This window comes from Desulfovibrio sp. ZJ746, assembly GCF_011039155.1.
GTDB lineage: Bacteria > Desulfobacterota > Desulfovibrionia > Desulfovibrionales > Desulfovibrionaceae > Desulfovibrio.
Genome location: NZ_JAAKEK010000001.1, coordinates 167393 through 189720, shown reverse-complemented (window position 1 = coordinate 189720; position 22328 = coordinate 167393). Strand labels below are relative to the sequence as shown.

The following is a 22328-nucleotide window of genomic DNA, read 5'->3' as shown; positions in this document are numbered from 1 at the left end:
AATTTCCTTGCGTCAAGAGCCCTCATTGACTGCATGCGCTAACATGAGGACTGTTAATGAAAATTACGAGAAACGTGGCCCATGCGGCCTTGCCGCGGGCAGAGCCTCGAGTGATCCATCTTGACGGTTGTCAGGGCCTGTGCTTTTTATGCGTTTTTCTTCAGCAAACGAATATGCTCCATAGACTAACGCCTGGCGGCAATGGCATACCAGGAGTCAAACAGATTGAGAGGCACGGTCCATTTGCGCCAGACTTCCGCATTCACCAGGGCCTGGGGAAGCGGAAAATATTTCTTTAACCTGTTTACCAGATAGTCGGCCTTGAAATGCCAGACTGGCCGGTTCATGGCGAGGATGCTCAGCCCGGCATTCTCCAGGAGCGTGGCCAGGTTCTTCCTGTTGAAATAGCAGATATGCGCGATGCGGTAATGCCACCAGCGCCTGCCCAGCAGGCGCGCCATGAAGGAAGCGCTGTCGGGCGTGGTGAGAAAGAGAACGCCATCCTTGCGGAGATATTTTGCAGCCTCCCGGACCAGGAGATCCGGGGCCTGCACATGCTCCAGCACATCCGTAATGGTGATGATGTCAAAATCTCTGTCGGGAGCGACTTCGGGAAAGACGCCCTGCCGTATGTCAAGGCCGCGGCGGACGCCAACTTCGCAAAGACTGGCGGATGGTTCTATCCCCACCGCGGAATACCCAAGCTCGGTGGCTGCCTGCAAAAGCACGCCACAACCTGCACCAATATCCAGCAACTTCCCAAAGGGTTTATAGCGCTGTATGACCTTTAAAAATCCCTGCGCCTGAAGTATCCTTTCTTCAAATGTATCCACATACTCCGTATCTTCCAGAGCCGTGTAGTACTCTCCCGGTTTATCAACATCGCTACATTTTATAAATCCACAATTTGCACACTTCCATAATTCACCGGTAATTCCATAGTGGCTATCCGTAATTTTAAACATCTCCGGTTCAAGAACTTGGGGAATATTGTTTTCTTTAAAAAATTTCCATTCCTCAGCCCCACACACCGGGCATGTCCCCAACCCATCATCATTTTTTATGCGCATAGCGACCCTTACCTGCTCTGAAAACTTTATTACCGCTTGGCTCTGTGCTGGCCGGGCAAGCGAGCCACCCCTCGGCCCATGCCACAAAAAGGACTGGCTTGGCCCTCCCACATATTGGTATTATCAGGCACAACCCTTCATTCTCTTTGCAACAGGCCACCGCAAATTCCTTTCCCTTCAGGATGCCGCCACGGCCAATGGGCCCCTCTTGCGCCACGCACCTTGTCACCCCCGCACTATCGTCTGTCCGGGCCCTACGCTCAACGTCCAATCAGGTATCAGCGGCCGCCCCTCGCCGCGCAGGGCGAGGATGCCCGCAAGGATGCTCCAAGGATTGGGCGGGCAGCCGGGCACATAGATGTCCGGCGTGAGGCCGGCTTCCGTGAGGGTGTCCGCCACGGCGGGAGCACCCGGCCCCGTGTCCCCGGCCGTGCCGCCGAGGCCGCCCAGACATTCGGGCGCCTCGCGGAACAGGCCGCCGGAGATGGCGCAGGCGCCCACGGCCACCAGAAGGCGCGGGCGGGGCACAGCGGCCCAGGTGTCGACGAGGGCCGCGCACATGTTGCGCGTCACCGGGCCGGTGACGACGAGGCCGTCGGCATGGCGCGGCGAGGCCGTGAACTCGATGCCGAAGCGGCCGAGGTCATACACGAGCGTCCCGAGCACATTGGTGTCCGCCTCGCAGGCATTGCAGCCGCCGGCGCTCACCTCGCGCAGCTTGAGCGAGCGCCGGAACAGGCGGAAACGGTCGCCCATGAGTGCCGCCGGGTCGGCCGGGGCGCCCCCAGCCCCCTCCCCTCCCGCTGCCCTCGGCCCCACCAGAAGCCCCTCGCGGCTGGCCGCGGCCACCCGGTAGTCGCGGCTGAAGCGGATGGCGCCCTCGGGGCACACCTCGGCGCAGGCTCCGCAAAAGATGCAGCGGGCCATGTCCAAGAGCGGCGTGCGCCCCGGCGCGTCCGCCCGCGTGAACAGCGCCCCCGCCGGGCAGGCGGCGTAACAGGCGCGGCAGTCCCCGCACGCCGTGTCGGCAAGCTCGGGGCGCCCGCGATAGCGCGGGGAGAGCGCGGGCTCCTTCCGGGGCCAGTCAAGGGTGCGCGAGCCTTGTTTCAGGCGCTCGGCGAGGATGCGGAACATGGCGAGCCCTCACAGGTCATAGCCGCAATAGGACAGATTGAAGCTCTTGTTGCAGAGCGGAAAATCCGAGATCTGGCCGCCGCGCATGGCGAGCGCCATGCCCGTCCAGTTGTGGAAGGAGGGGTCCACCACCCGAAGCGCCAGAAAATCCCCGTCCGGGCCGGTGACGCCCACATGACAGATCTCGCCGCGCCAGCCTTCCACCTGGGCCACGGCCAGCCGCTGTGGCGGAAGCTGTGCGAGCGCGGCTTTTTCCATGCCGTGCGCCCGCTCCCGCTCGGCCGCGTCCTCAGGATGGCGACCCAGCCAGTCGAGGTCGGCCTCCACCATGGTGAGCGAATCCTCCATCTCGGCCCGGCGCACCTCGGCGCGGGCGAACACGTCGCCCGTGCGCTCGGTGCGCGGGCCCGGCGCCGCCTGCGGCAGGGACGAAAGCGGCGCATGGAAGCGGGCGTCGCGGGGGAGGCCGCTGGCTCGCGCGGCCACGCCCACAAGGCCGATCTCGCGCGCAAGGGCCTCCGTCACCTGGCCTGTCCCGGCCATGCGCTGGCCCACGCTGGACGAGGCGAACATGGTTTTCGCCGAGCCGGCGGCGTCCCTGCCGGTGGCGGCGAGGCGCCCGGCCATGTCGGCGCATTCTTCGGACGAAAGGCCCCAGGCCGCGCCGCCATAGGCGAGCAGCCCGCGCCCGAAACGGTTGCCGCACAGCGTTGCCGTGAGATTGAGAAAATCCCCCCGGATGCGGCCGTTCCACGACGAGGTGGGCAAAAAGCCCGTGTCGCCGGCGATGGCGCCGAGGTCGCCGCAATGGTTGGCGAGGCGCTCGAGCTCCAGGCCCGCGCGCCGGAGGCGCTGGCAGCGCTCCGAAAGCTCGCCAAGGCCCAAAAGGCGCTCGCGCAGCACGCACAGGGCCGTGGCGTGCGCCACGCTGGAATCACCGGCCGCGCATTCCGCAAGGCGCAGGGCGGCGACGGGCTCGGCAGCGGCCCGCGGGCGCAAAAGCGCCATGAGGGCGCGATGCTGGTAGCCGAGCGCGATCTCCAGATGCAGGATGATCTCGCCATAGCACTGGAAACGAAAATGCCCGGGCTCGATGATGCCCGCATGCACCGGGCCCACGCCCACTTCGTGCACCTCGCTGCCGTCCACGCGGTAAAAATCGCGGCCCGATCCGCCGGGCGCGTCCGGCGAGCGGCGCACGGGCTTGAGCCAGGGGTGCCCCTCGGGCAGGATGCCCCATTCCTCATAAATCTCGCGCTCGAAAAGCTCCACCTGCGGGCAGGCTTCGGCCAGCGAGGGAAAGGCCGTGAGCGGCGCCGTGCGGGCGGCGGCGAGGCGCTGCTCGGCATCGTGGGCGAGCACGCAGCACAGGCCCACCGCGCCGTCCCCGCCGGCCTCGGGCAGGCCGAAATACGCAAGCACCCGCCAGCCGTCGCGGACATGCTCAAGAATGCGCTCCCCCAGCGCTTCGGCGGTGAGCACGGGGACTTCATTGAGCGCGACGGCCTTGCGATAGTCAAACTCGTGCATCACTGCCCCCCGATGAGCCGGCCGCCCATCTCGAGAAAATGCCAGAGCCACGCCGGCACCCAGAGGCCGAGCCCGAGAACGGCCACGGCCAGCGCCAGCGGTGGCACCACGCTCCAGAGCGGCTCGCGGCGGCTGCGCGGCCTCGCGGACATGTCCAGCGGGCGCGCGCCCTGCACCATGCGCAGCACCGCCACGGACATGCCCACGAAGATGACCGCGAGCGCCGCAAGGTAGATGCCCGCCACGAGCCACGCGCCGTCGGCGAGCATGCCCTTGAGGATGATGAGCTCGCTCACGAAGATGCCGAAGGGCGGCGAGCCGGCCACGGCGAGGAAGCCCGCCGTCCAGAGCGCGCCCGTGGCCGGCATGGTCCAGCGCAGGCCGCGCACGTCGTAGCTCGAATAGGTGTGGTAGCGGGCGAGGATATTGCCCGAGAGCAGGAAGAGCAGGCACTTGGTCAGCGAATGGCAGACGGAGTGCAAAAGCGCGCCCTCCACCGCGATGCCGCCGAGGCCGATGCCGAGGGAGAGGATGCCCATGTGCTCCACGCTGGAATACGCGAGCAGGCGCTTGTAATGCCCCTGGCCCACGATGAAGATGGCCGCGGTGAGCAGGGAGAGGATGCCGAAAAACACGAGCAGCCCGCCGCTGAAGCCGCCGAGCCCGGCGGCGAGCAATATCTGGTGCCCACGCAGGATGCCGAGGAGCGCGCAGTTGAGCAGCGCGCCGGAGAGCAGTGCCGACACCAGCGAAGGCGCCTGGCTGTGCGCGTCGGGCAGCCAGTTGTGCAGCGGCGCGAGCCCCATCTTGGTGCCGTAGCCCACGAGCAGGAAGATGAAGGCCGCCTTGAGCCAGGGGGGCGCCGCGTCGCCCGCATGGGCCACGAACCAGCCGAGGGAGTCGATGTCATCGGCGAGCACTGGGCTCTCGGCGCCGCTCCCGGGGGCGTAGAAGGCCACGGAGAGCAGGATGTTGCCGAGCAGCGCGAGAGCGATGCCCACCGAACAGATGATGAGGTATTTCCAGGTCGCCTCCAGCGAGCGCCGGTGGCGGTGAAAGTAAATGAGCGGCGCGCTGGAGAGCGTCGTGGCCTCGATGCCCACCCACAGGGCGCCCAGGTGCGGCGTGGTGGTGACAAGGCTCATGGCCGCGAGGAAGAAGCAGAGGCAGGCGGTGAAGCGGCGCTCCGGCGAATTGGTGAAAGGGCGCCCGTCGTGGATGCAGGTGCGCACCTCGATGGCCTCCTCCTCACGCAGGTAGCCAACGGCGTAGATGGAGGCCGCGAAAAAGAGCAGGCTCGCCAGGATGAGGAAAAGCCCGCCAAGCGCGTCCGGCGCCATGAGGCCGCCCAGGGCAGCGGGGTGCTCGCCCCGGGCGACAGCCGCCACCGTGGCGAGCGAGAGTGAGACATGCCCGGCGCCCGTGAGCGGCAAAAGCGCGCGGCAGAAGGCCGCGTTGCCCACGGCCAGCATGAGGACGCCCGCCACCAGCGGGAGGAGGATCAGGGCTTCAAGCATGATCAGTCCCTGAGGCTGCGGAAGCGGCCCGTGTCGAGGGAGTCAAAGGTCTCGCCGATATGGCCGATGGCATTGCCCATGACGAAGACGGCCACGAAGATGTCGAGCAGGAGCGCGAGCTCGAACCAGATGGCGCCCGCGGCCATGAGCGGCATGCCGAGGAGGAAGATGCCGTTTTCCGCCACGAGATAGCCGATGACCTGCGAAATGGCCGTGGCCCGCCCCACCACGAGGATGAGCCCGCAAAAGAGCGTGGTCAGCGCCGTGGGCAAAAGCAGCGGCGGGAAGAGGTCGGGCAGGATGGGGAGCCGCGTCTCCAGCCAGAGCGAAAAGACGAGGCCCAGAATGCCCGTGACCACGCACACCCCAAGGTGCATGCGCGGCCGGGGCTCGTCCGCTGCGCCGAGCCTGCGCCGGGTGCGCTCCAAAAGGCCGGGCAAAAGCAGGCCCTTGATGCCGAGCACCGCGCAGGCGAGCAGCGCGTGCTCCATGCCGAAGAGCAGCACGCCAAGCAGGATGCCCTGAAAGGCCGTGAGCCGGATGAGCGCGCGCAGGCCCGGCGCGCCCAAGAGGAGCAGGTTGTTCAGCAGAAGCAAAAACAACATGGTGGAAAATAGCGAGTTCAGCGAAATCAGCGGGATCATGGGGCTCGCTCTCCGTGGCTTCGGCGGCTACCGGGCCTGCGTCAGGATAAGGGCCAGCGCCGCCAGGGCCGCGGCCACGCCGAGAAAATGCGGCACGCGCGTGAGCTTGAGCCGGGCCATGCCCGATTCCACCAGGCCCACGCAGCAGCCGATGCCGAAGATGGCGGCGAGCGAAAGCGCCGCATGTTGCCAGAGCGGCAGCGGCGGTACGAGGAGCCCGGCCACGAGCGCCGCGAAAAACCAGAGCTTGAGCGCCGCGCCGTAAACGATCATGGCGAGGTTGGGGCCGGAGTGGTCCAGCACCATGACCTCGTGGATCATGGTCAGCTCGAGGTGCGTGGTGGGGTCGTCCACGGGGATGCGGCAGTTCTCGGCCAGGAGCAGCGCGAAAAACACCGCCGGCGCCAGCAGAAGCTCGGGGCGCCCCGACTGCCAGAACGCGGCCATGTCGCCATTGAAGAGCGCGGAGAGCGAAAAGGCCGCGCGCGCGTCCACCACGGAAAGCCCGGCCTCGCCGCGCCCGAGGTCGAGAGAGAGGCTCGTGAGCGTGAGAAAGGCGAGGAAGAGCGCGGGCTCGCCCAGGGCGGAAAAGGCGGCTTCGCGGCTCGCGCCCATGCCCTCGAAGGAGGAGCCGGTGTCGAGCGCGGCCAGCATGGTGGCGAAGCGCCCCATGCCGAGCAGATAGGCGGCGAGCAGGAAGTCCCCGCCGAAGGCCAGCGGCGAAGTCACGCCGCCCATGGGCAACAGGGCCAGCGCGCACAGGGCCGCAGCCAGCGACACGCCGGGGCCGGCGGCGAAAGTCCAGGTGGTGGTGCGGCTTACGACCTCGCCCTTGCCGAGGAGCTTGGCTAAATCATAGTAGGTCTGGAGCAGGGGCTTGCCGCGCCGGCCGGCCACCTTGGCCTTGACGCGGTTGATGACGCCCGGCAAAAGCGGCGCGAGCACGAGCGCGAGCCCGAGCTGGACGAGGAAGCAGGCGGGCGCGTTCATGGCCTGAGCCCCCAGACGAGCAGCCCCACCACCGTGGCGAGGATATAGAGGATGTAGAGATGGATCTTGCCGTGCTGGAGGATCTTGCAGGCATTGCAGGCCCGCTCCACGAGCTCGAAGAGCGGCGCGAAGACATGGGTCCTGAGCCTGTCCGGCGCGGAGGTGCTGAAGACCGCGCGCTCGGGGAAGATGCCCTCGGGCGCGCCGCCGCGCTTCAGAAGGCCCATGCCGGGCGCGAAAAGGCGCGCCAGCGGCTCGGCGAAGGAGGCAGCGGTATACTGGATGCGCGCCGAGGAGGCCTGGTAGCCGCAGCCCCAGGTGTTTTCGCGCAGGACGCCGTGCCGCCGAAGGAGCAGGCCGCGCGCGGCGAAGAGCAAAAAGGCCAGCGCCACGCCGCCCCCGCTCACCATGGCCACGATGGCGAGGCTTCTGCGCATCTGCACGTCCGCCCCGGTGGCCGAGCCGGTCAGGCCCTGCGGCAGGGGGATGGCGGAAGCGGCCGTGCCGGCGGCGAGATCAAAGAAATACGGCGCGAGCAGCCCCCCGGCCACGCAGGCCGCCGCCGGGATGATCAGCGGCCACACGCCGCGCCACCCGACGGCATGGGCATTGGCCGCAAAGCCCGTGCGCGGCTCGCCGAGAAAGGTGATGCCATAGGCCCGCACATAGACCGCGGCGGCGAGCCCGCTCACGAGGGCGAGCCCGGCCAGCGTGAACAGCAGCACGAGCTGCCGCTCCACCCCGGGGAGCGAGGCGCCGTCCAGAAGCGACATGGCGAGCACGAATTCCGAGGTGAAGCCGCTCAGGGGCGGCAGGCAGGCGATGGCGGCGGCACCCAGGGCGAAGGCCGCGCCCACTAGGGGCAGGCGGCGTTGCAGGCCGCCCAGAAGCTCCATGCGCACCGTGCCCGCGGCGTGCAGCACTTCGCCCGCGCAGAGGAAGAGCAGGCCCTTGAAGCCCGCGTGGTTGAGCATGTGCAGAAGCGCGCCGGCAAAGCCCAGCGCCGCCGTCCAGCCGTCGCCCGCGCTCACGCCCACGAGGCCCGCGCCCACGCCCATGAACATGAGGCCCATGTTCTCCACGCTGGAATACGCGAGCAGGCGTTTCAGGTTGCCCTGCCCCAGCGCCTTGAGGATGCCGAGGAGCGCCGTGGCGAGCCCGAGCAGCAGCAGGAACCAGCCCCACCATTCGGGAAGCTCCCCGAGCACCCCGGCCGAGGGCGAGCCGCCCAAAAGAGCCAGGGCGCGGATGAGTCCGTAGAGGCCCGCGTTGATCATGGCCCCGGAGAGCAGGGCCGACACATGGCTCGGCGCGGCGGGGTGCGCCTCGGGCAGCCACACATGCAAGGGAGCTATGCCCGCCTTGGCCCCGAAGCCGACCACGGCCAGCACGAAGAGCACCGAGAGCGTCCCCGCGCCGGCGTCGGAGAGCGGCGCACAGGCCGCGAGCGTGAGGGCCGTCGAGCCCGTCACCTGCCAGAGCAGCACGAAGAAGGCGATGAGGAACACCGCGCCGAGATGCGCCGCCACGAGATAGACCCAGGAGGCGTCGCGCACCTTGCTGTCGCCATCGTTGAAATCAATGAGGAAGAAGGGCGCGAGCGACATGATCTCCCACGCGAGCAGGAAGAAGATGGCGTCGGCCGCGCACATCACGCAGGCCATGCCTGTGAGCAGCAGGAGAAAGAAAAACCAGTGCGCCGCGAGATTGTGCTCGCCCGGGCGCACGGAGCGCAGGGCGATGCCGCCGGAAAGCGCGCAGACAAAGCCAAGCCCGAACACCGGCAAGAGAAAGAAGGCGGAGAGGGCGTCCAGCCGGAGCACGAGGTGGCCTACGGGCAGGCCCCAAAGAAGCTCGACCGTCGCGCCGCCGTTGATAAGCGCCCCGACGGCGCCGGCAAAGCCAACGGCGCAGCCCAAGGCCGCGCAGCCGGCGCCCAGCGCGTTGACCCGGCGGCTCCTGCGCGGGCGCGGCGGCCGGATGGACGCCGCCACGGCCGCCGCCCCGAGCACGAGGGCCGAGGCCACGAAAACGCAAAGACTGGCGAGATAACAATCCATGGAATACCCGCGCCTCCGGGGAAGTGTCCCGGAAAACCTGAAAGCCGCCCACACGCCCCGCCTTTTCGCCAGGCACGCGTCCCCCGCTAGATGAGCCCTTCTTTGAGCAGGCCGTCGAAATAGGCGATGGTCTTCTCAAGGCCGGAGGCGAGCGGCGTCACAGGCTCCCAGCCGAGCTCGCGCCGGGCGAGCGTGATGTCGGGCCGGCGCTTGGCCGGGTCGTCGGCGGGCAGGGGCTCGTGGATGATGCGCGAACGGCTCCCGGTCATGTCCACCACCTTTTCCGCCAGCTCGCGGATGGTGAACTCGCCGGGGTTGCCCATGTTCATGGGCCCGGTGAAGTCCTCGCGCGAGGCCATGAAGCGCACCATGCAGTCGATGAGGTCGTCCACATAGCAGAAGGAGCGCGTCTGGCTGCCGTCGCCATAGATGGTGATGGGCTCGCCCTTGAGGGCCTGGACGATGAAGTTGGAGACCACGCGGCCGTCGTTGGGGTGCATCTTCGGCCCGTAGGTGTTGAAGATGCGGCCCACCTTGATGGGCAGGCCCCCCTGCCGCCAATAGGCGAAGAAGAGCGCCTCGGCGCAGCGCTTGCCCTCGTCGTAGCAGGAGCGGATGCCGATGGGGTTGACATGGCCCCAGTAGGATTCGGGCTGGGGATGCACCTCGGGGTCGCCATAGACCTCGCTGGTCGAGGCCTGGTAGATGCGCGCGCGCAAACGCTTGGCGAGCCCGAGCATGTTGATGGCCCCGTGCACGCAGGTCTTGATGGTCTGCACCGGGTCGTGCTGGTAATGGACGGGCGAGGCCGGGCAGGCGAGATTGTAGATCTCGTCCACCTCGATATAGAGCGGAAAGGTCACGTCGTGGCGGATGAGCTCAAAGCGCATGTTGTCCATGAGCTCTTCCACGTTGGAGCGGGCGCTGGAGAAAAAATTGTCCACGCAGATGACCTCGTTGCCCTCCCTGAGAAGCCGGGCGCAGAGGTGCGAGCCGAGAAAGCCGGAACCGCCGGTGACAAGGACCCTTTTGCGCAAGTGCATGCCATCCTCCCCGCGCCTTTCGCGGCCTTTGGCCGCCCGGGCGCGCACCGCACTCTTACGCGCAAAGAGCCGGCATGGCAATGGCTTTCTTGCGCGCCCGGCGCCCCTCTGCTAGGATGGCGGCTTCCCGCAAAAACGAGGCTGAGACACAGGCAGGCAACGATGGGACACAAGAAACCGCAGCGGATCGACCCGCTCACCGTGGCCCTGCCCCCGGGCGGCGTGGACAGCCACGCCCACCTTGACGGGGCGGAATTCGACCCCGACCGGGAGGCCGTGCTCGCCCGCGCCCGCGAGGCCGGGGTGTCGGGCATCGGCAATGTCTTTCTTTCGCCCGAGGCCTTTACGGAACGACGCGGGCTTTTTGCCGCTCACCCCGGGGTCTTCTTCCTGCTCGGCATCCACCCCTGTGACGGCGAAAAGTGCACGCCCGCCTGCCTCGACAGCATAGCCTCCGCCTTCGCCGCTGAGCCGCGCCTTCGGGCCGTGGGCGAGATCGGCCTCGACTTCCACTGGGACGACTGCCCGCGCGAACTGCAAATGGCCGCTTTCGCCGCGCAGCTCGACATGGCCCGCGCCCTTGAAAAGCCCGTGGTGCTCCATTGCCGGGAGGCGGAGGCGGAATGCCTCTCCATCCTCGAGGCGCGGGGCTTCGCGGGCTATCCGCTGCTCTGGCACTGCTTCGGGGGGGCGCCCGCGCTGGCGCGGCGCATTCTCGCCAACGGCTGGCACATCTCCGTGCCCGGGCCCGTCACCTATCCCGCCAACGGGGCGCTCCGGGAGGCCGTGGCCGTCATCCCGGAAGATCGCCTTTTGCTTGAGACGGACGCGCCCTATCTTTCGCCCGTGCCCTGGCGGGGCACGCGCAACGAGCCGGCCTATACGGTCTTTACCGCGCGGGCCGTGGCCGAGGCGCGGGGCGTGGCGCCGGAAGAGCTGTGGCGCACCTGCGGCAGGAACACGCGGCGCTTTTTCGGGCTCGAGGGCCGGGCGGAAAGCTGCCGTTCCTGATGTTGAAGCTATGATTGTGAGTTGTTGATGTTCCTATGCTGCACTGATAATGCCGAAATTATCCGTCAAAAACAGCCTTTTTGCTGCTGGCTGCGTCAGAAAAAAATTTCCTCGGTCGAGTACTTGAGTACACTCCCTTCGGAAATTTTCGTCTTCCTTGCCAGCAGCAAAAAATCTTATTTTTTAGGATTCTTCCGGCACCAGCACCCGTCTTCCGCTTCGCTCCAGACGGACTGAAGGAATACCTGTCAACTGTATTTGTATTGGCTGATATACGCTTTTCTGAAATCCCCAAGGAGGCCCGCATGGCAACGCGTCCCGTCTTTTTCGTCACCACGCCCGCCGAGTCCTGGGTGCGCGTGGAGGAAGTCAGCTTCCAGTGGTTCCCGGGCATGTCGCTCGCGCAGAAGCGGCGCTCCATCGACGCCATGCAGGCCGCGGCGCATGCGCTCGCGCCCAAGGCGAGCCTGCTTGAGATCTCCACCAAGTCCGCCATGGCGGACGGGCGCGCCCTGAGCGGCTTCGAGCTCTGCCTCGAGGCCCACGGCAAGCGCATGCCCGTGGAATCGCTCTTTCAGGGCAGCAAGCTCTGCCGGGTGAGCGATGGCGTGGCCGGCCCGTATCAGGAGCTCTATGCCGAGGATGCCGTGGCCGCCAAGCGCGACCCGCGCCTCGCCCAGTGCCATCTCGCCGGCTTCCGCCTTTTTGACGAAGAATGGCCGCTCGACGCGTGGCCGCCCAAGGACGGCCAGCAGGACGCCCTGCCGCCGAGCGCCTTCTATGACTACCTCTATTTCCGGGCGCTCGGCCAGCAGCCGGAGCTCGCGGCCAAGGCATGCGGATACGGGGGCTTCACCGACCTCGAGTTCACGCCCGGCAAGTCGGACAATTGCCAGGCCTTTTCCGCCGCGCTCTTCGCGGCGCTGACGGCCGCGGCCAAGGCGGATGCGCGCATCCCGGCGCCCGCCGCCCTCGCCGCATCTGGGGCGGCCTTCAGGGAGGGCGCGAAGCGCCTCGGGCTCTACGCCGCGGCCACGGCGCTCTGGCCCAGATAAGGCCCATGCAGCCCCCCCGCCTTGTGCCGCCCCCGCGGGACGCAGCCCGTGATACCGCCACGAAAGTGGCCCTGTCGGACCCGTTGGCGCCCGACCATCCGGGACTCTTTCCCGGCAGTGAGGCGGACATGGGGCGTGGCTTCTTCACATCCTCAGCCGGAGCCGGCGCATGAGTGCCCCTGAGCGTCCGCGCCTTCCCGACTTCGCCGGGCGCCCCGTGAGCCTGCCTGACGCTCCCGACGCCTGGGAACTCCTCAATCCCGGGGGGAATCACCGGGACGTGCTCCTGCTCGGGCTCGGCCCCGGAAACCCGCAAGAGCTGCCCTTCGTGCGCGCGGCCGCGGAGCGCGGCGGCACGGTCTTTTGGGTGGAGGATGGCCGGACCCTGGGCAGGCTTCGCCCCGCCGGCTTCGCCCCTCCGGGCTGGCGCCGGCTCACGCCCGGGGAGGCCGCGCGGCTTTCCGGCGCCGCCGTCCACCTCTACCGGCCTTCCCTCAGGCTCGCGCCGGACTTCTGGGGTCCCATCGCAGGCCGCATCGAAGCCAAAGCCACGGCCCTGCCGGGGGCACCGGCCCCGACGGTGTGGCTGCCCGGCGATGAAACCCAGCTCCTGCACCGGGAACTGCGCACCGCGCTGGAAGAAGCCGGCTTTTCCCCCTTCTGCGGGCCGGCCCCGCGCGGGGCGGCGGAGCTCCCCGATGCCTGGGGGGGAAGGCTCCCGGCCTTCGCGCTCTCCGTCAACCTGCGCGGCATGGATGCGGAGGGCCGCGTCTTCCACGCCTGCCGGGCGCTTGGCGTGCCCGTGGCGCTGTGGTTCGTGGACAATCCCTGGCATGTGCTCCCGGCGGCGCGCCTTCCGTGGTGGCGCGAGGCCCATCTCTTCGTGACGGACGCGAGCTTCATCCCCGGTCTCACCGAGTACGGGGCCACGAGCGTGCACCACCTGCCGCTGGCCGTGGCGCCGCACATGTGGCGGCCGCTCCCGGACGAAACCGAGGCAGGGCACCTCGCGCGGCTTGCCCCGCGCTTCGTGGGGCGCGCGGCCTTTCCCGGCCGGGAGCGCTTTTTCGCGGCCGCGCGCGTGCCCGGGGAACTGCTGGCCCGCGCCCTTGCCCTGACGCGCGAAAGCGCCGCTCCCTCCCGGCTGGCCAATTTCCACTGGTGGGCGCAACGCCTCCATGTGCGCCTCTGGCCCGGGCATGAGGTGCGCGCCGCCGGCCTTGGCGCTGAGCGCTGCGCCCAGGCCAACCGCAGCCGCTGGATAGCGGCCGGCCTGCCGCTGGGCCTGCGCGTCACCGGGGACGCGCTCTGGCGCGAGCTCGTGCCCGGCTGCGAGCCCGAGGCCCCTGTGGATTATTACGGCAGCCTCCCCGAAGTCTACCGCCAAGCCTCCGCCGTGCTCAATGTGACGAGCCTCCTCCTGCCGGCGAGCCTGAGCCAGCGCCATTTCGACGTCTGGGCGGCCGGGGGCCTGCTGCTCACCGACGCCACAAAGGGCCTCGACATCTTCCCCCACGAGCTCACGGCGCCCATCACCCTCACCTCCCGCGCGGAACTCGGCCCGCGCGTCGCGTCCCTCGCCGCAAACTCGCAACACGCGCGGGATTTGCGTCAGGCATGGCGCGAGCATTTGCGCGCCGCCCATACCTACGGCCACCGGCTCGCCTTCATCCGCGAAAAAATCGGCGCCTGAGCCCGTACAGCCCCCGCGCCCGCATCGCCGCGCGGCTCGCGCCTCTCCGGCCATCCCTCCCTCCAAATTTCTCCTCACGGACGCGCACTGAAGCGCGAAAAGTTTTCAAAGGTGGTTGACTTTTTGTTAGAATATTCACAAGATGGTCGCGGAACCATTCCACTGGCGGCGCAGCGAGTGCGCCCCGAAGCCGCACCGCGGGGCTGCCGGGCAGCCGCCGGGAGCGGTTCGCCCGGAACCAAAACATGGAGGATTTCGCAATGTCCAAGCTGGTACCCCCGCATGGCGGCAAGGGTCTCGTGTGCTGCCTTCTCGAAGGCAAGGCCCTGGAAGACGAAAAGAAAAAGGCCGAGGGCCTGAAAAAGATCGAGATCTCCTCCCGCGCCAAGGGCGACCTGATCATGATGGGCATTGGCGGTTTCTCGCCCCTCAACGGCTTCATGAACAAGGCCGACTGGAAGAGCGTCTGCGAAAAGATGCTGCTCACCGACGGCACCTTCTGGCCGCTGCCGGTCACGCTCGACATCTCCGCCGAGGAGGCCAAGGGCCTCAAGGTCGGCGAAGAGGTGGCCCTGGTCCGCAATGGCGAGATCATGGCGACCATGAAGATCGAAGAGATCTATGAGATGACCGAGGACGACAAGAAGTGGGAATGCGAGATGGTCTTCAAGGGCGAGGGCCCGGACTCCGAGAAGTTCTGGGAAGTGGCCCCCAATGACCATCCCGGCGTCAAGATGGTGCTCGCCCAGAAGGAGTACAACATCGCGGGCCCGGTGAAAGTGCTCTCGCAGGGCGACTTCCCGGAGCGCTTCCCCGGCGTCTACATGACCCCGGCGCAGTTGCGCGAAAAGCTCGACGAGCGCGGCTGGGAGAAGGTCGCGGCGCTCCAGCTCCGCAACCCCATGCACCGCTCGCATGAATATCTCGCCAAGATCGGCATCGAGGTCTGCGACGGCGTGGTCATCCACTCCCTCGTGGGCTCGCTCAAGCCCGGCGACATCCCGGCCGAAGTGCGCGTGAAGTGCATCGATACCCTGGTGGACAACTATTTCGTCAAGGAATTCGTCATCCAGTCCGGCTATCCGCTCGACATGCGCTATGCCGGCCCGCGCGAAGCCCTGCTGCACGCCACCTTCCGCCAGAACTACGGCATCAACAACCTGCTCGTCGGCCGCGACCACGCGGGCGTGGGCGACTTCTACGGCATGTTCGAGGCGCAGGAGATCTTCAAGAAGATCCCGCAGCCCGAGGACGAAGGCAAGCGCCTGCTCTGCCAGCCCCTCGACATCGACTGGACCTTCTACTGCAAGAAGTGCGACGGCATGGCCTCCATGCGCACCTGCCCGCACGGCAAGGAAGACCGCGTCATCCTCTCCGGCACCAAGCTGCGCAAGATGCTCTCCGAAGGCGCGGAAGTGCCGGATCACTTCGGCCGCCCCGAAGTGCTCGCCATCCTGCGCAAGTACTACGAGGGCCTGACCGACAAGGTCGAGATCAAGATGCAGCGCGCCGCCTCCGGCAGCACCATGTAAGATGGCGACGGCGGCTTGCCGCTGACGCTCGGGGCGCCCTTCGGGGCGCCCTTTTTTTGCCTTTCGGCCGCATGGTCGCCGAAAGCTCCCGCCAGAAGCAGGCTGCGCCCTGAATATTCCTTGCGGGACAGGCAGTTGAAAAATCCTTTTTTTCACATCGGAAAAAAAGTTTTTGGCGCTTGTCAGGGTAGACCGAATAGGCTAGGTTTCTCCATATTCGAATTTTTCAGTCAGCTCCCCGGCTGCCCGCAGGGCCTCCTGCGCCGTTGCGCCGCCGGATGCGGGCAGGGCTTGAAGATTCCTACCAATGGGGCGTCTATGACAGCAGCATTGTTCACCACAAGCGGTTCCTGGCTGCCGCTGGCCGTCGGCTCACTCCTCCTGCTCTACGCCACCGCCAAGGCCGTGCAGCAGCGCAACGACCCGCGCCGGCTCATCCTCTGGGGCGGCCTGCACGATGTGGGCGTCATCTGCATGGCGCTTTGCGCGCAGGTGGCGGCGGGGCTCACCGGCCTCTGGCTCTTCGCCATCTTCCAGATCGCCGCGCGCCTCCTCGCCTGGTGTGCCCTGGCGAGGCTTTCGGCCCCTGCGGAGAGCGCGTGCGCCTGTCCCTTCCGCAATCTCCTTGCGGCGGGCCCCTCGCTGGACGAGCTCAACGGTCAGGGCCAGGCCAGGCCCTGGGCCGGCGCGCTCTTCGGCCTGGGCCTGCTGGCCGCCGTCGGCGGGAGCCCCTTCCTCCTGCCCGAGGCGCGGGCGCTCCTCACCGTGGGCCTTCTGGAAACGCTGCCCGCGGGCGGCTTTTTCTGCCTCATGCTCATGGCCGCGGCGACCACCATCTTCATCTGGCTCTACGTGGTGGCCGTGCGGCACATCTGCCTTGAGCGCCCCGCCGGGGGCAAGGAAGTTGCGGGCGAAAAGGCCGTCCTCTTCGGCACCGGGCTCACGCCGGCGCTCTTCGTCCTCGGCCTCGCGGTGGCCCTGCTCGGCGTGTTCCGCGCGCCCATCACCGACGCCATCGGCGGCGCCTTCGGCCTTGCGCTGCCGCACAGCCCGGTGAGCCCGGCCTTCTGGTGCCTCTATATCGGCGCCTTCGTGACGGGCGCGGCCTTTCTCATGCGCGTGCAGGTGGCGCCCTATATCGGCACCCTCTTCTTCGCCTGCGCGCTGGCCGCCGTCTGCGTGGCCGAGGCCGCGCCGCTCGCGCAGTTCTTCCTCGTCATCATCGCCCTCATCGGCCTCGTGGTGGCCGTCTACTCCCTGAGCTACATCCACGATGGGCGCAAGGGCTGGTACTGGTTCTTCCTGCTCCTCACCTTCGCGTCGCTCGCGGGCATCGTCTCCACGCCCGACGTGATGGCCATGTACGGCTACTGGGAGCTGATGACCTTCGCCTCCTACTTCCTCGTGGTCCATGAGGAAAAGCCGGCGGCCTACGACGCGGGCCTCAAGTATTATGTCATGTGCGCGGGCGGCGCGCTCTTCATGCTGCCCGGGCTCTTCCTGCTCAAGGTGTTCTCGCTGGAGCCGGGCCTCGTCTTCCAGTTGCCCGCGTGGCTCCAGATGGGGCTCATCCTCTGCCTCGCCGGCTTCGGCGTGAAGGCCGGCCTCGTGCCCCTGCACTCGTGGCTGCCCGACGCGCACCCGGCCGCGCCCTCCTCGGTGTCCGCGCCCCTTTCCGGCGTCATCACCAAGATGGGCATTTTCGGCATCCTCTCCGTCATCATCATCGGGGTGGGCCGCCCGGAGAGCGAACTCCCCGGCATGTTCGGCCTCTCGTGGTTCGGCACATGGCTCTGCGGCATGGGCGCGGCCACGCTCATCTATGGCGAAATCATGGCCCTCATGCAGAGCGACATCAAGCGCATGCTCGCCTACTCCACCATGGGCCAGATCGGCGAGATCGCGCTGGTGCTCGGCCTCGGGACCTGGCTCGCCACGGCGGGCGCGCTCTGGCATGTGTTCAATCACGCGGTGATGAAAGACCTGCTCTTCCTCGCCGCGGGCGCGCTCATCATGCGGGCCGGCAGCCGCAACCTCGCCGACCTGCGGGGCTTGGGGCACCAGATGCCGTGGACGGTCGCCTGCATGTGCGTGGGCCTCATCAGCATCATGGGCCTCCCGCCCTTCGGCGCCTTCTACAGCAAGTTCCTCATGATCCAGGCCGCGGTGAGCGCCGGGCACATCTGGGTGGCCGTGCTCCTGCTGGCCGGCGCGCTCGTGGGCGCGGTGTACTACGGGCGGATCCTCAAGACCCTGGTCTTCGAGCAGCGGCCGGCGGACCTGCCCGTGGCCGAAGAGGCGCCCTTCACCATGCGTATCGCCATGCTGGTGCTCGCCGCCATGAGCCTCGTGGCCGGCCTCGCGCCGCAAGTGCTCATGCCGCTGGTGCTCCCGGTGGCGTCGCTGGCCTACGAAGTGCCGGCGCAGGCCCCGGCCATCCTCGCGGCCATGAGCGTCAACTGGCCCATTTACGTCATCTTCCCGGTGTTCGGCGCGGTCTTGCCCGCACTCTTCTGCGGGAAGCCGCGCATGGCCGGCTGGATGAGCGTGGGCGTGCTGCTCGTGACGGCGCTGCTCGTGCTCATCTTCGGGCGCGACCTCGACACGCTCTCCTTCTGCTTCGCCCTCATCGTGCCGCTGGTGGGCGCCATCAACATGGCCTACGCCGTGGGCTACATGTCGCACAGCCACTCGCAGTGGCGCTTCTACTGCGCCTTCACCTGCATGTGCGGCGGCCTCGTGGGCATGTCCGCGAGCCAGTACCTTTTGAGCTTCTTCCTCTTCTGGGAGATCATGAGCTCGTGGACGCTCTACATGTCCATCGCCCATGAGGGCGACCCCGACTCGCTGCGCGAGGCGTTCAAGTACTTCCTCTTCAACCTCTTCGGCGCGGGCTTCCTCTTTGTGGGCCTCGCCGTGCTCGGGCCCTTCACGCCCTTCAATACGAGCCTGCTCTCCGGCATCTTGGGCGGCATCTCCCCCTGGGCGGCGTGGCTCGGCATGGCGCTGCTCGCCATCGGCTTCGTGCTCAAGGCGGCGCAGCTTCCCTTCCGCATCGACTGGCAGATGCACCCGGCGCTGGCGCCCACGCCCGTTTCCGGCTACATCTCGTCCGTCCTCCTGAAGAGCGCCATCATCGGCCTCGTCAAGCTCTTCATGCTGCTCGGCGGCGGCTTCGCCCTGGCGGGCCTCGTGAGCGGCCTCGGCGAGAGCATCATCACCACCGTGGTGATGTGGATCGGCGGCATCACCATCATCATGGCCGCCGTCCAGGCGCTCCGCGCCAACGGCATCAAGCTCGTGTTCATATACTCCACGGTGAGCCAGCTCGGCTACATGGTGCTGGCCGTGGCCGCGGGCGGCGCGCTCGGCTATGCGGGCGGCCTTCTGCACCTCATCAACCATGTGTTCTTCAAGGACCTGCTCTTCCTCATCTGCGGCGCGGTGATGTTCGCCACGCATGCGGACACCCTGGACGACCTCGGTGGCATCGGCCGCAAGATGCCGTTCACGCTCCTCATGTTCGCCATCGCGGGCCTCTCCCTGGTGGGCGTGCCGCCGACGAGCGGCTTCTCCTCCAAGTGGCTCATCTACCACGCGCTCATGCAGGCCGACCAGCCCTTCCTGGCCCTGCTCTCCCTCGTGGGCAGCGTCATCACGCTGGCCTATATCGCCAAGTTCATGCACGCGGCCTTCCTGGGCCAGCCCGGGCCGCATCTGGACAAGGTGACGGAGGCGCCGCTCGTCATGCGCGTGCCCATGGGCATCCTCGCTCTGGGCTGCGTGGTGACGGGCATCTTCCCCGGGCTACCGCTCATGCACATCAACAATATCCTCGCCCAGTACGGCGCCTCGCCGCTCAATGTGGGCATCTCGGGCATTCTGTCGGGCCCCGGCACATGGAACGCCACCGGCATGTTCATCATGATGGCCCTGGCCTTCGCCGGCGGCACATGGTTCGTGCGCCGCTTCACGCGCCTGCGTGAGATCGATGTCCACACCTGCGGCCTGCCCACCGAAACGGCCACCAGCCGCATGACGCCCGCGAGCATCTACGGCGACCTCGTGCGCATGCTCGGCGGCGACAGCGCCCCCAAGGAGAACCGCTCATGAGCGACACCCTGCTTGCCATCCTGCACATGTGCATCTTCCCCGGCGGGGCCTTTGCCCTGATTGTGGGCTTCCTCTTCAAGGGGCTTGACCGGCGCGTGGAGGCCCGCCTCCAGCGCCGCGTCGGGCCGCCGCTCATCCAGCCCTGGCTGGACGCGGCCAAGCTCCTGACGAAAGAGACGCTGATCCCGAAGACGGCCGTGCGCTCGGCCTTCCTGCTGGCCCCGGTGTTCGGCTTCACGGGCATGGCGGTCTGCGCGGCCTTCATCCCCATCCCCGGGGTCTTTGACGGGCTCTTCAACATGGGCGACCTGCTCGTCATCTTCTACCTGCTGCCCATCCCGGCCATGGCCCTCATGCTGGGCGGCTCGGCCTCCAGCTCGCCCTTCGGCGCCATGGGCTTCTCGCGCGAGATGCTGCTCATGCTCGCCTACGAGACGCCGCTGCTCATGATCCTCTTGGCCGTGGCCATGCTGGTGGGCAAGGCCATGAACGGCGGCGCCTGGGGGGCCGAGTTCTCCCTCCTGCACATCGTCGCCTGGCAGCAGGAATACGGCTCCCTCGGGCTCAACCCGGCCATGATCCCGGCGCTCGTCGCCTACCTCATCTTCCTGCCGGGCACCATGGGCGCCGCGCCCTTCGACATCGCCGAGGCGGAAACCGAGATCCTCGAAGGCCCCCTGCTCGAGTACGGCGGCCCGCTTTTGGCGCTCTTCCAGGTGACGAGCGCGCTCAAGACCTTCGTGGTGCTCGGGCTCGGGGTGGCGCTCTTCTTCCCCGGGACCATCTGCGACTGGTGGCCGGTGAACCTTGTCTGGTTCGTGCTCAAGTGCCTGGTGCTCATGCTCATCTCGCTCACCATCGTCAAGTCGGCGACGGGGCGCTACCGCATCGAGCAGGCGTTTCGCTTTTATGTGACGGTGCCCACCGGGCTCGCGCTGTGCAGTCTCATTCTTGTCTGGGTGATGTAAGGAGGCAGCCGTGGCTCTGGATACTACGCTGAAGAAACTTTCCGTCCGCTCGCCGTGGCTCTTCCGCATCAATGCGGGCTCCTGCAACGGCTGCGACGTGGAGCTCGCCACCACGGCCTGCATCCCGCGCTATGACGTGGAGCGCCTCGGCTGCCGGTATTGCGGCAGCCCGCGCCATGCGGACATCGTGCTCATCACCGGGCCTTTGACCACCCGCGTCAAGGACCGGGTGCTCAAGGTCTGGGACGAGATCCCGGAACCCAAGGTGACGGTGGCCGTGGGCATCTGCCCCATCTCGTGCGGCGTGTTCCGCGGGGGCTATTCCATCGAGGGGCCCATCGACCGCTACATCCCGGTGGACGTGAACGTGCCCGGCTGCCCCCCCCGGCCCCAGGCCATCCTCGAGGGCGTGGCCAAGGCGCTGGAAGTCTGGAAGAAAAAACTGGGCATCGAGGGATGAGGACATCCGGCGGCCTCTTCGCGCGCTCCTTGGCGCGCCTTCGCGCGGCCATGCGCGACGACGGCGAGCGCTGCCACCGCTGTGGCGTCTGCCACAATGTCTGCGGCCTCATGGGCCGCGAGCCCGGCTGGCTGCACCGCGCCGAGGCGCGGGCCGGCGCTGCCGCGACTACGAGCCCCCACCCCATTGACGCCAAGGCTCAGGAGGACTGATATATGGCGGGCTTTCTGAAAGTTCTGTTCCGCAATCTTCTGGACGGGCCGAGCACCGATCCCTTCCCGCTGGGCCCGACCTTCACGCCCAAGCGCCTGCGCGGCAAGGCCGTGGTGGACCCCGACCTCTGCGTGGGCTGCGGCGTCTGCCGGCATGTCTGCACGGCGGGCGCCATCGACATCTCGCCCAAGCCGGACAAGAGCGGCTACACTATCACCATCTGGCAGGATTCCTGCTGCCTGTGCGCCAATTGCCGCCACTATTGCCCCACAGGCGCCATGAGCATCACCAATGACTGGCATCTCGTGCACCCCGAGTCGGAAAAGTACGAGATGCTGGAGCAGCACACCATCGACTACGAGCCGTGCGCGCACTGCGGCACGCTCATCCGGCCCATCCCGCTCAAGCTGGCGGAAAAGATCTACGCGCACGACGCCAACATCTCCCCCGAGGAGATCCGGCACCTCTGCCCCAAGTGCCGCCAGCTCGAGGATGCCAAGCGCATCGAGTGCGTCTATCCGGCCGTGGAGACGGAAGAGATCAGGGAGGCCGCCGCCCTGCCGGACCCTCCCACCCCGCCGGAGCCTGAGGTGGGCCATCTGGAGGAGGCCCCCTCCACCCAGATGAACCTGCCCGTCGAGGAGCCGGCCCCGGCGGAAGAAAAAGCCTGAGCTCCGAAAAATTTTGTCCGCCTGTGCGGACAAGAGCGGAAAACGACTTAGTTATTGCTGCGCAAGCAATAAACTTCAGCATAGGACCGACCCATGCACGACATCATTCGCGGCAACAGCACCATCATCGAGGGCATCGAGCCCTTGTGCGCCCACGGGGGCAGCGTGCGCCACACGAGCGACAGCTTTGGCAACGCCTACCACTGGTTCCAGATCGACACGCCCCACCAGCTCTTGCAGGCGGCGGACATCCTGCACTCGCAGGGCTCGCGCCTCGCCATGATCACCGCCTACAACCGCCACTCGGACACTGGCCCCATGCAGGCGCTCTGCTACCAGTTTGTGCTCGAGGGCGTGGTCTACAGCGTCACGGTGCCGCTGGACGCGGAACACCCGCAGGTGCCCTCCATCACGCCGCTCTTCAACAATGCCGACTGGCACGAGCGCGAAATGATGGAGCTCTATGGCATCAAGATCGTCAACCAGCCCAACCCGCGCCGCCTCTTCCTTGACGAAGAGCTGGACAAGGGCCTGCTCGGCGAGCTCGTGCCGCTCTCCATCATGATGAACGGCGCCAGCTCCCAAGACCTTTGGGAACGCATCCTTCAGGGCAAGGAGTAACTC

At 67.2% G+C, this 22328-nt stretch carries 18 protein-coding genes; 10 read left to right on the top strand and 8 right to left on the bottom strand.

Going from position 1 to position 22328, the window contains the following annotated elements; translation table 11 throughout:
* Positions 1–185: 185 nt before the first annotated feature.
* The 8 genes from G7Y54_RS00920 to G7Y54_RS00885 form a co-directional block, all read right to left on the bottom strand.
* The gene (locus G7Y54_RS00920; RefSeq protein WP_165075757.1) at positions 186–1070 is read right to left on the bottom strand and encodes a class I SAM-dependent methyltransferase; all 885 of its coding nucleotides are present in this window, start codon (positions 1068–1070) and stop codon (positions 186–188) included.
* A 225-nt stretch (positions 1071–1295) separates the two neighbouring features.
* Positions 1296–2204 (bottom strand): 4Fe-4S dicluster domain-containing protein, encoded by a 909-nt coding sequence (locus G7Y54_RS00915; RefSeq protein WP_165075754.1) that lies wholly within the window; start codon positions 2202–2204, stop codon positions 1296–1298.
* 9 nt (positions 2205–2213) lie between these two features.
* The gene (locus G7Y54_RS00910) at positions 2214–3734 is read right to left on the bottom strand and encodes an NADH-quinone oxidoreductase subunit C (RefSeq protein WP_165075751.1); all 1521 of its coding nucleotides are present in this window, start codon (positions 3732–3734) and stop codon (positions 2214–2216) included.
* Positions 3734–5251: a proton-conducting transporter membrane subunit gene (locus G7Y54_RS00905; protein ID WP_165075747.1), complete on the bottom strand. Its 1518-nt coding sequence runs from the start codon at positions 5249–5251 to the stop codon at positions 3734–3736. Before G7Y54_RS00905 ends, G7Y54_RS00910 begins: the two co-directional genes overlap by 1 nt.
* 2 nt (positions 5252–5253) lie before the next feature.
* On the bottom strand, positions 5254–5895 hold the full coding sequence (locus G7Y54_RS00900) for a hydrogenase-4 component E (RefSeq protein ID WP_165075743.1): 642 nt from the start codon (positions 5893–5895) through the stop codon (positions 5254–5256).
* Between the two features lie 27 nt (positions 5896–5922).
* Positions 5923–6885: an NADH-quinone oxidoreductase subunit H gene (locus tag G7Y54_RS00895; RefSeq protein ID WP_165075740.1), complete on the bottom strand. Its 963-nt coding sequence runs from the start codon at positions 6883–6885 to the stop codon at positions 5923–5925.
* Positions 6882–8945, bottom strand: a complete 2064-nt coding sequence (locus G7Y54_RS00890) for a proton-conducting transporter membrane subunit (protein WP_165075736.1) — start codon at positions 8943–8945, stop codon at positions 6882–6884. The genes G7Y54_RS00895 and G7Y54_RS00890 overlap by 4 nt, the downstream gene beginning before the upstream one ends.
* An 86-nt stretch (positions 8946–9031) precedes the next feature.
* Positions 9032–9988, bottom strand: coding sequence for a UDP-glucuronic acid decarboxylase family protein (locus G7Y54_RS00885; protein ID WP_165075732.1), 957 nt, complete (start codon positions 9986–9988; stop codon positions 9032–9034).
* A gap of 162 nt (positions 9989–10150) precedes the next feature.
* On the opposite strand from G7Y54_RS00885, the gene G7Y54_RS00880 reads away from it, so the two are divergent.
* The 10 genes from G7Y54_RS00880 (at position 10151) to G7Y54_RS00835 (ending at position 22325) form a co-directional block, all read left to right on the top strand.
* On the top strand, positions 10151–10999 hold the full coding sequence (locus tag G7Y54_RS00880) for a TatD family hydrolase (RefSeq protein ID WP_165075727.1): 849 nt from the start codon (positions 10151–10153) through the stop codon (positions 10997–10999).
* Positions 11000–11304: 305 nt separating this feature from the next.
* Entirely contained in the window at positions 11305–12054 is a 750-nt protein-coding gene (locus G7Y54_RS00875) for a hypothetical protein (protein WP_165075723.1), read from the top strand.
* A 169-nt stretch (positions 12055–12223) separates the two neighbouring features.
* A complete protein-coding gene (locus G7Y54_RS00870; RefSeq protein WP_165075718.1) occupies positions 12224–13747 on the top strand; it encodes a glycosyltransferase in 1524 nt (507 codons plus the stop codon).
* A gap of 260 nt (positions 13748–14007) precedes the next feature.
* The gene (gene sat, locus G7Y54_RS00865) at positions 14008–15279 is read left to right on the top strand and encodes a sulfate adenylyltransferase (protein WP_165075713.1); all 1272 of its coding nucleotides are present in this window, start codon (positions 14008–14010) and stop codon (positions 15277–15279) included.
* A 318-nt stretch (positions 15280–15597) separates the two neighbouring features.
* Positions 15598–19392, top strand: coding sequence for a proton-conducting transporter membrane subunit (locus G7Y54_RS00860; protein WP_165075707.1), 3795 nt, complete (start codon positions 15598–15600; stop codon positions 19390–19392).
* On the top strand, positions 19389–20360 hold the full coding sequence (locus tag G7Y54_RS00855) for a complex I subunit 1 family protein (protein WP_165075700.1): 972 nt from the start codon (positions 19389–19391) through the stop codon (positions 20358–20360). The genes G7Y54_RS00860 and G7Y54_RS00855 overlap by 4 nt, the downstream gene beginning before the upstream one ends.
* A 10-nt stretch (positions 20361–20370) precedes the next feature.
* On the top strand, positions 20371–20820 hold the full coding sequence (gene nuoB, locus G7Y54_RS00850) for an NADH-quinone oxidoreductase subunit NuoB (protein ID WP_165075695.1): 450 nt from the start codon (positions 20371–20373) through the stop codon (positions 20818–20820).
* Positions 20817–21032, top strand: a complete 216-nt coding sequence (locus G7Y54_RS00845; RefSeq protein ID WP_165075688.1) for a hypothetical protein — start codon at positions 20817–20819, stop codon at positions 21030–21032. Before nuoB ends, G7Y54_RS00845 begins: the two co-directional genes overlap by 4 nt.
* 3 nt (positions 21033–21035) lie before the next feature.
* Complete coding sequence (locus G7Y54_RS00840) at positions 21036–21704, top strand: 4Fe-4S binding protein (protein WP_206214868.1); 669 nt, start codon at positions 21036–21038, stop codon at positions 21702–21704.
* A 93-nt stretch (positions 21705–21797) separates the two neighbouring features.
* Positions 21798–22325, top strand: a complete 528-nt coding sequence (locus G7Y54_RS00835; RefSeq protein ID WP_165075681.1) for an NADH-quinone oxidoreductase subunit C — start codon at positions 21798–21800, stop codon at positions 22323–22325.
* Positions 22326–22328 lie beyond the last annotated feature (3 nt).

Coding starts and splice junctions, on each gene's coding strand:
- G7Y54_RS00895 (WP_165075740.1), bottom strand. CDS start 6,885: ATGAACGCGCCCGCCTGCTTCCTCGTCCAGCTCGGGCTCGCGCTCGTG.
- G7Y54_RS00840 (WP_206214868.1), top strand. CDS start 21,036: ATGGCGGGCTTTCTGAAAGTTCTGTTCCGCAATCTTCTGGACGGGCCG.
- sat (WP_165075713.1), top strand. CDS start 14,008: ATGTCCAAGCTGGTACCCCCGCATGGCGGCAAGGGTCTCGTGTGCTGC.
- G7Y54_RS00880 (WP_165075727.1), top strand. CDS start 10,151: ATGGGACACAAGAAACCGCAGCGGATCGACCCGCTCACCGTGGCCCTG.
- G7Y54_RS00900 (WP_165075743.1), bottom strand. CDS start 5,895: ATGATCCCGCTGATTTCGCTGAACTCGCTATTTTCCACCATGTTGTTT.
- G7Y54_RS00915 (WP_165075754.1), bottom strand. CDS start 2,204: ATGTTCCGCATCCTCGCCGAGCGCCTGAAACAAGGCTCGCGCACCCTT.
- G7Y54_RS00870 (WP_165075718.1), top strand. CDS start 12,224: ATGAGTGCCCCTGAGCGTCCGCGCCTTCCCGACTTCGCCGGGCGCCCC.
- G7Y54_RS00890 (WP_165075736.1), bottom strand. CDS start 8,945: ATGGATTGTTATCTCGCCAGTCTTTGCGTTTTCGTGGCCTCGGCCCTC.
- G7Y54_RS00835 (WP_165075681.1), top strand. CDS start 21,798: ATGCACGACATCATTCGCGGCAACAGCACCATCATCGAGGGCATCGAG.
- G7Y54_RS00845 (WP_165075688.1), top strand. CDS start 20,817: ATGAGGACATCCGGCGGCCTCTTCGCGCGCTCCTTGGCGCGCCTTCGC.
- G7Y54_RS00905 (WP_165075747.1), bottom strand. CDS start 5,251: ATGCTTGAAGCCCTGATCCTCCTCCCGCTGGTGGCGGGCGTCCTCATG.
- G7Y54_RS00855 (WP_165075700.1), top strand. CDS start 19,389: ATGAGCGACACCCTGCTTGCCATCCTGCACATGTGCATCTTCCCCGGC.
- G7Y54_RS00885 (WP_165075732.1), bottom strand. CDS start 9,988: ATGCACTTGCGCAAAAGGGTCCTTGTCACCGGCGGTTCCGGCTTTCTC.
- G7Y54_RS00910 (WP_165075751.1), bottom strand. CDS start 3,734: ATGCACGAGTTTGACTATCGCAAGGCCGTCGCGCTCAATGAAGTCCCC.
- G7Y54_RS00920 (WP_165075757.1), bottom strand. CDS start 1,070: ATGCGCATAAAAAATGATGATGGGTTGGGGACATGCCCGGTGTGTGGG.
- G7Y54_RS00875 (WP_165075723.1), top strand. CDS start 11,305: ATGGCAACGCGTCCCGTCTTTTTCGTCACCACGCCCGCCGAGTCCTGG.
- G7Y54_RS00860 (WP_165075707.1), top strand. CDS start 15,598: ATGACAGCAGCATTGTTCACCACAAGCGGTTCCTGGCTGCCGCTGGCC.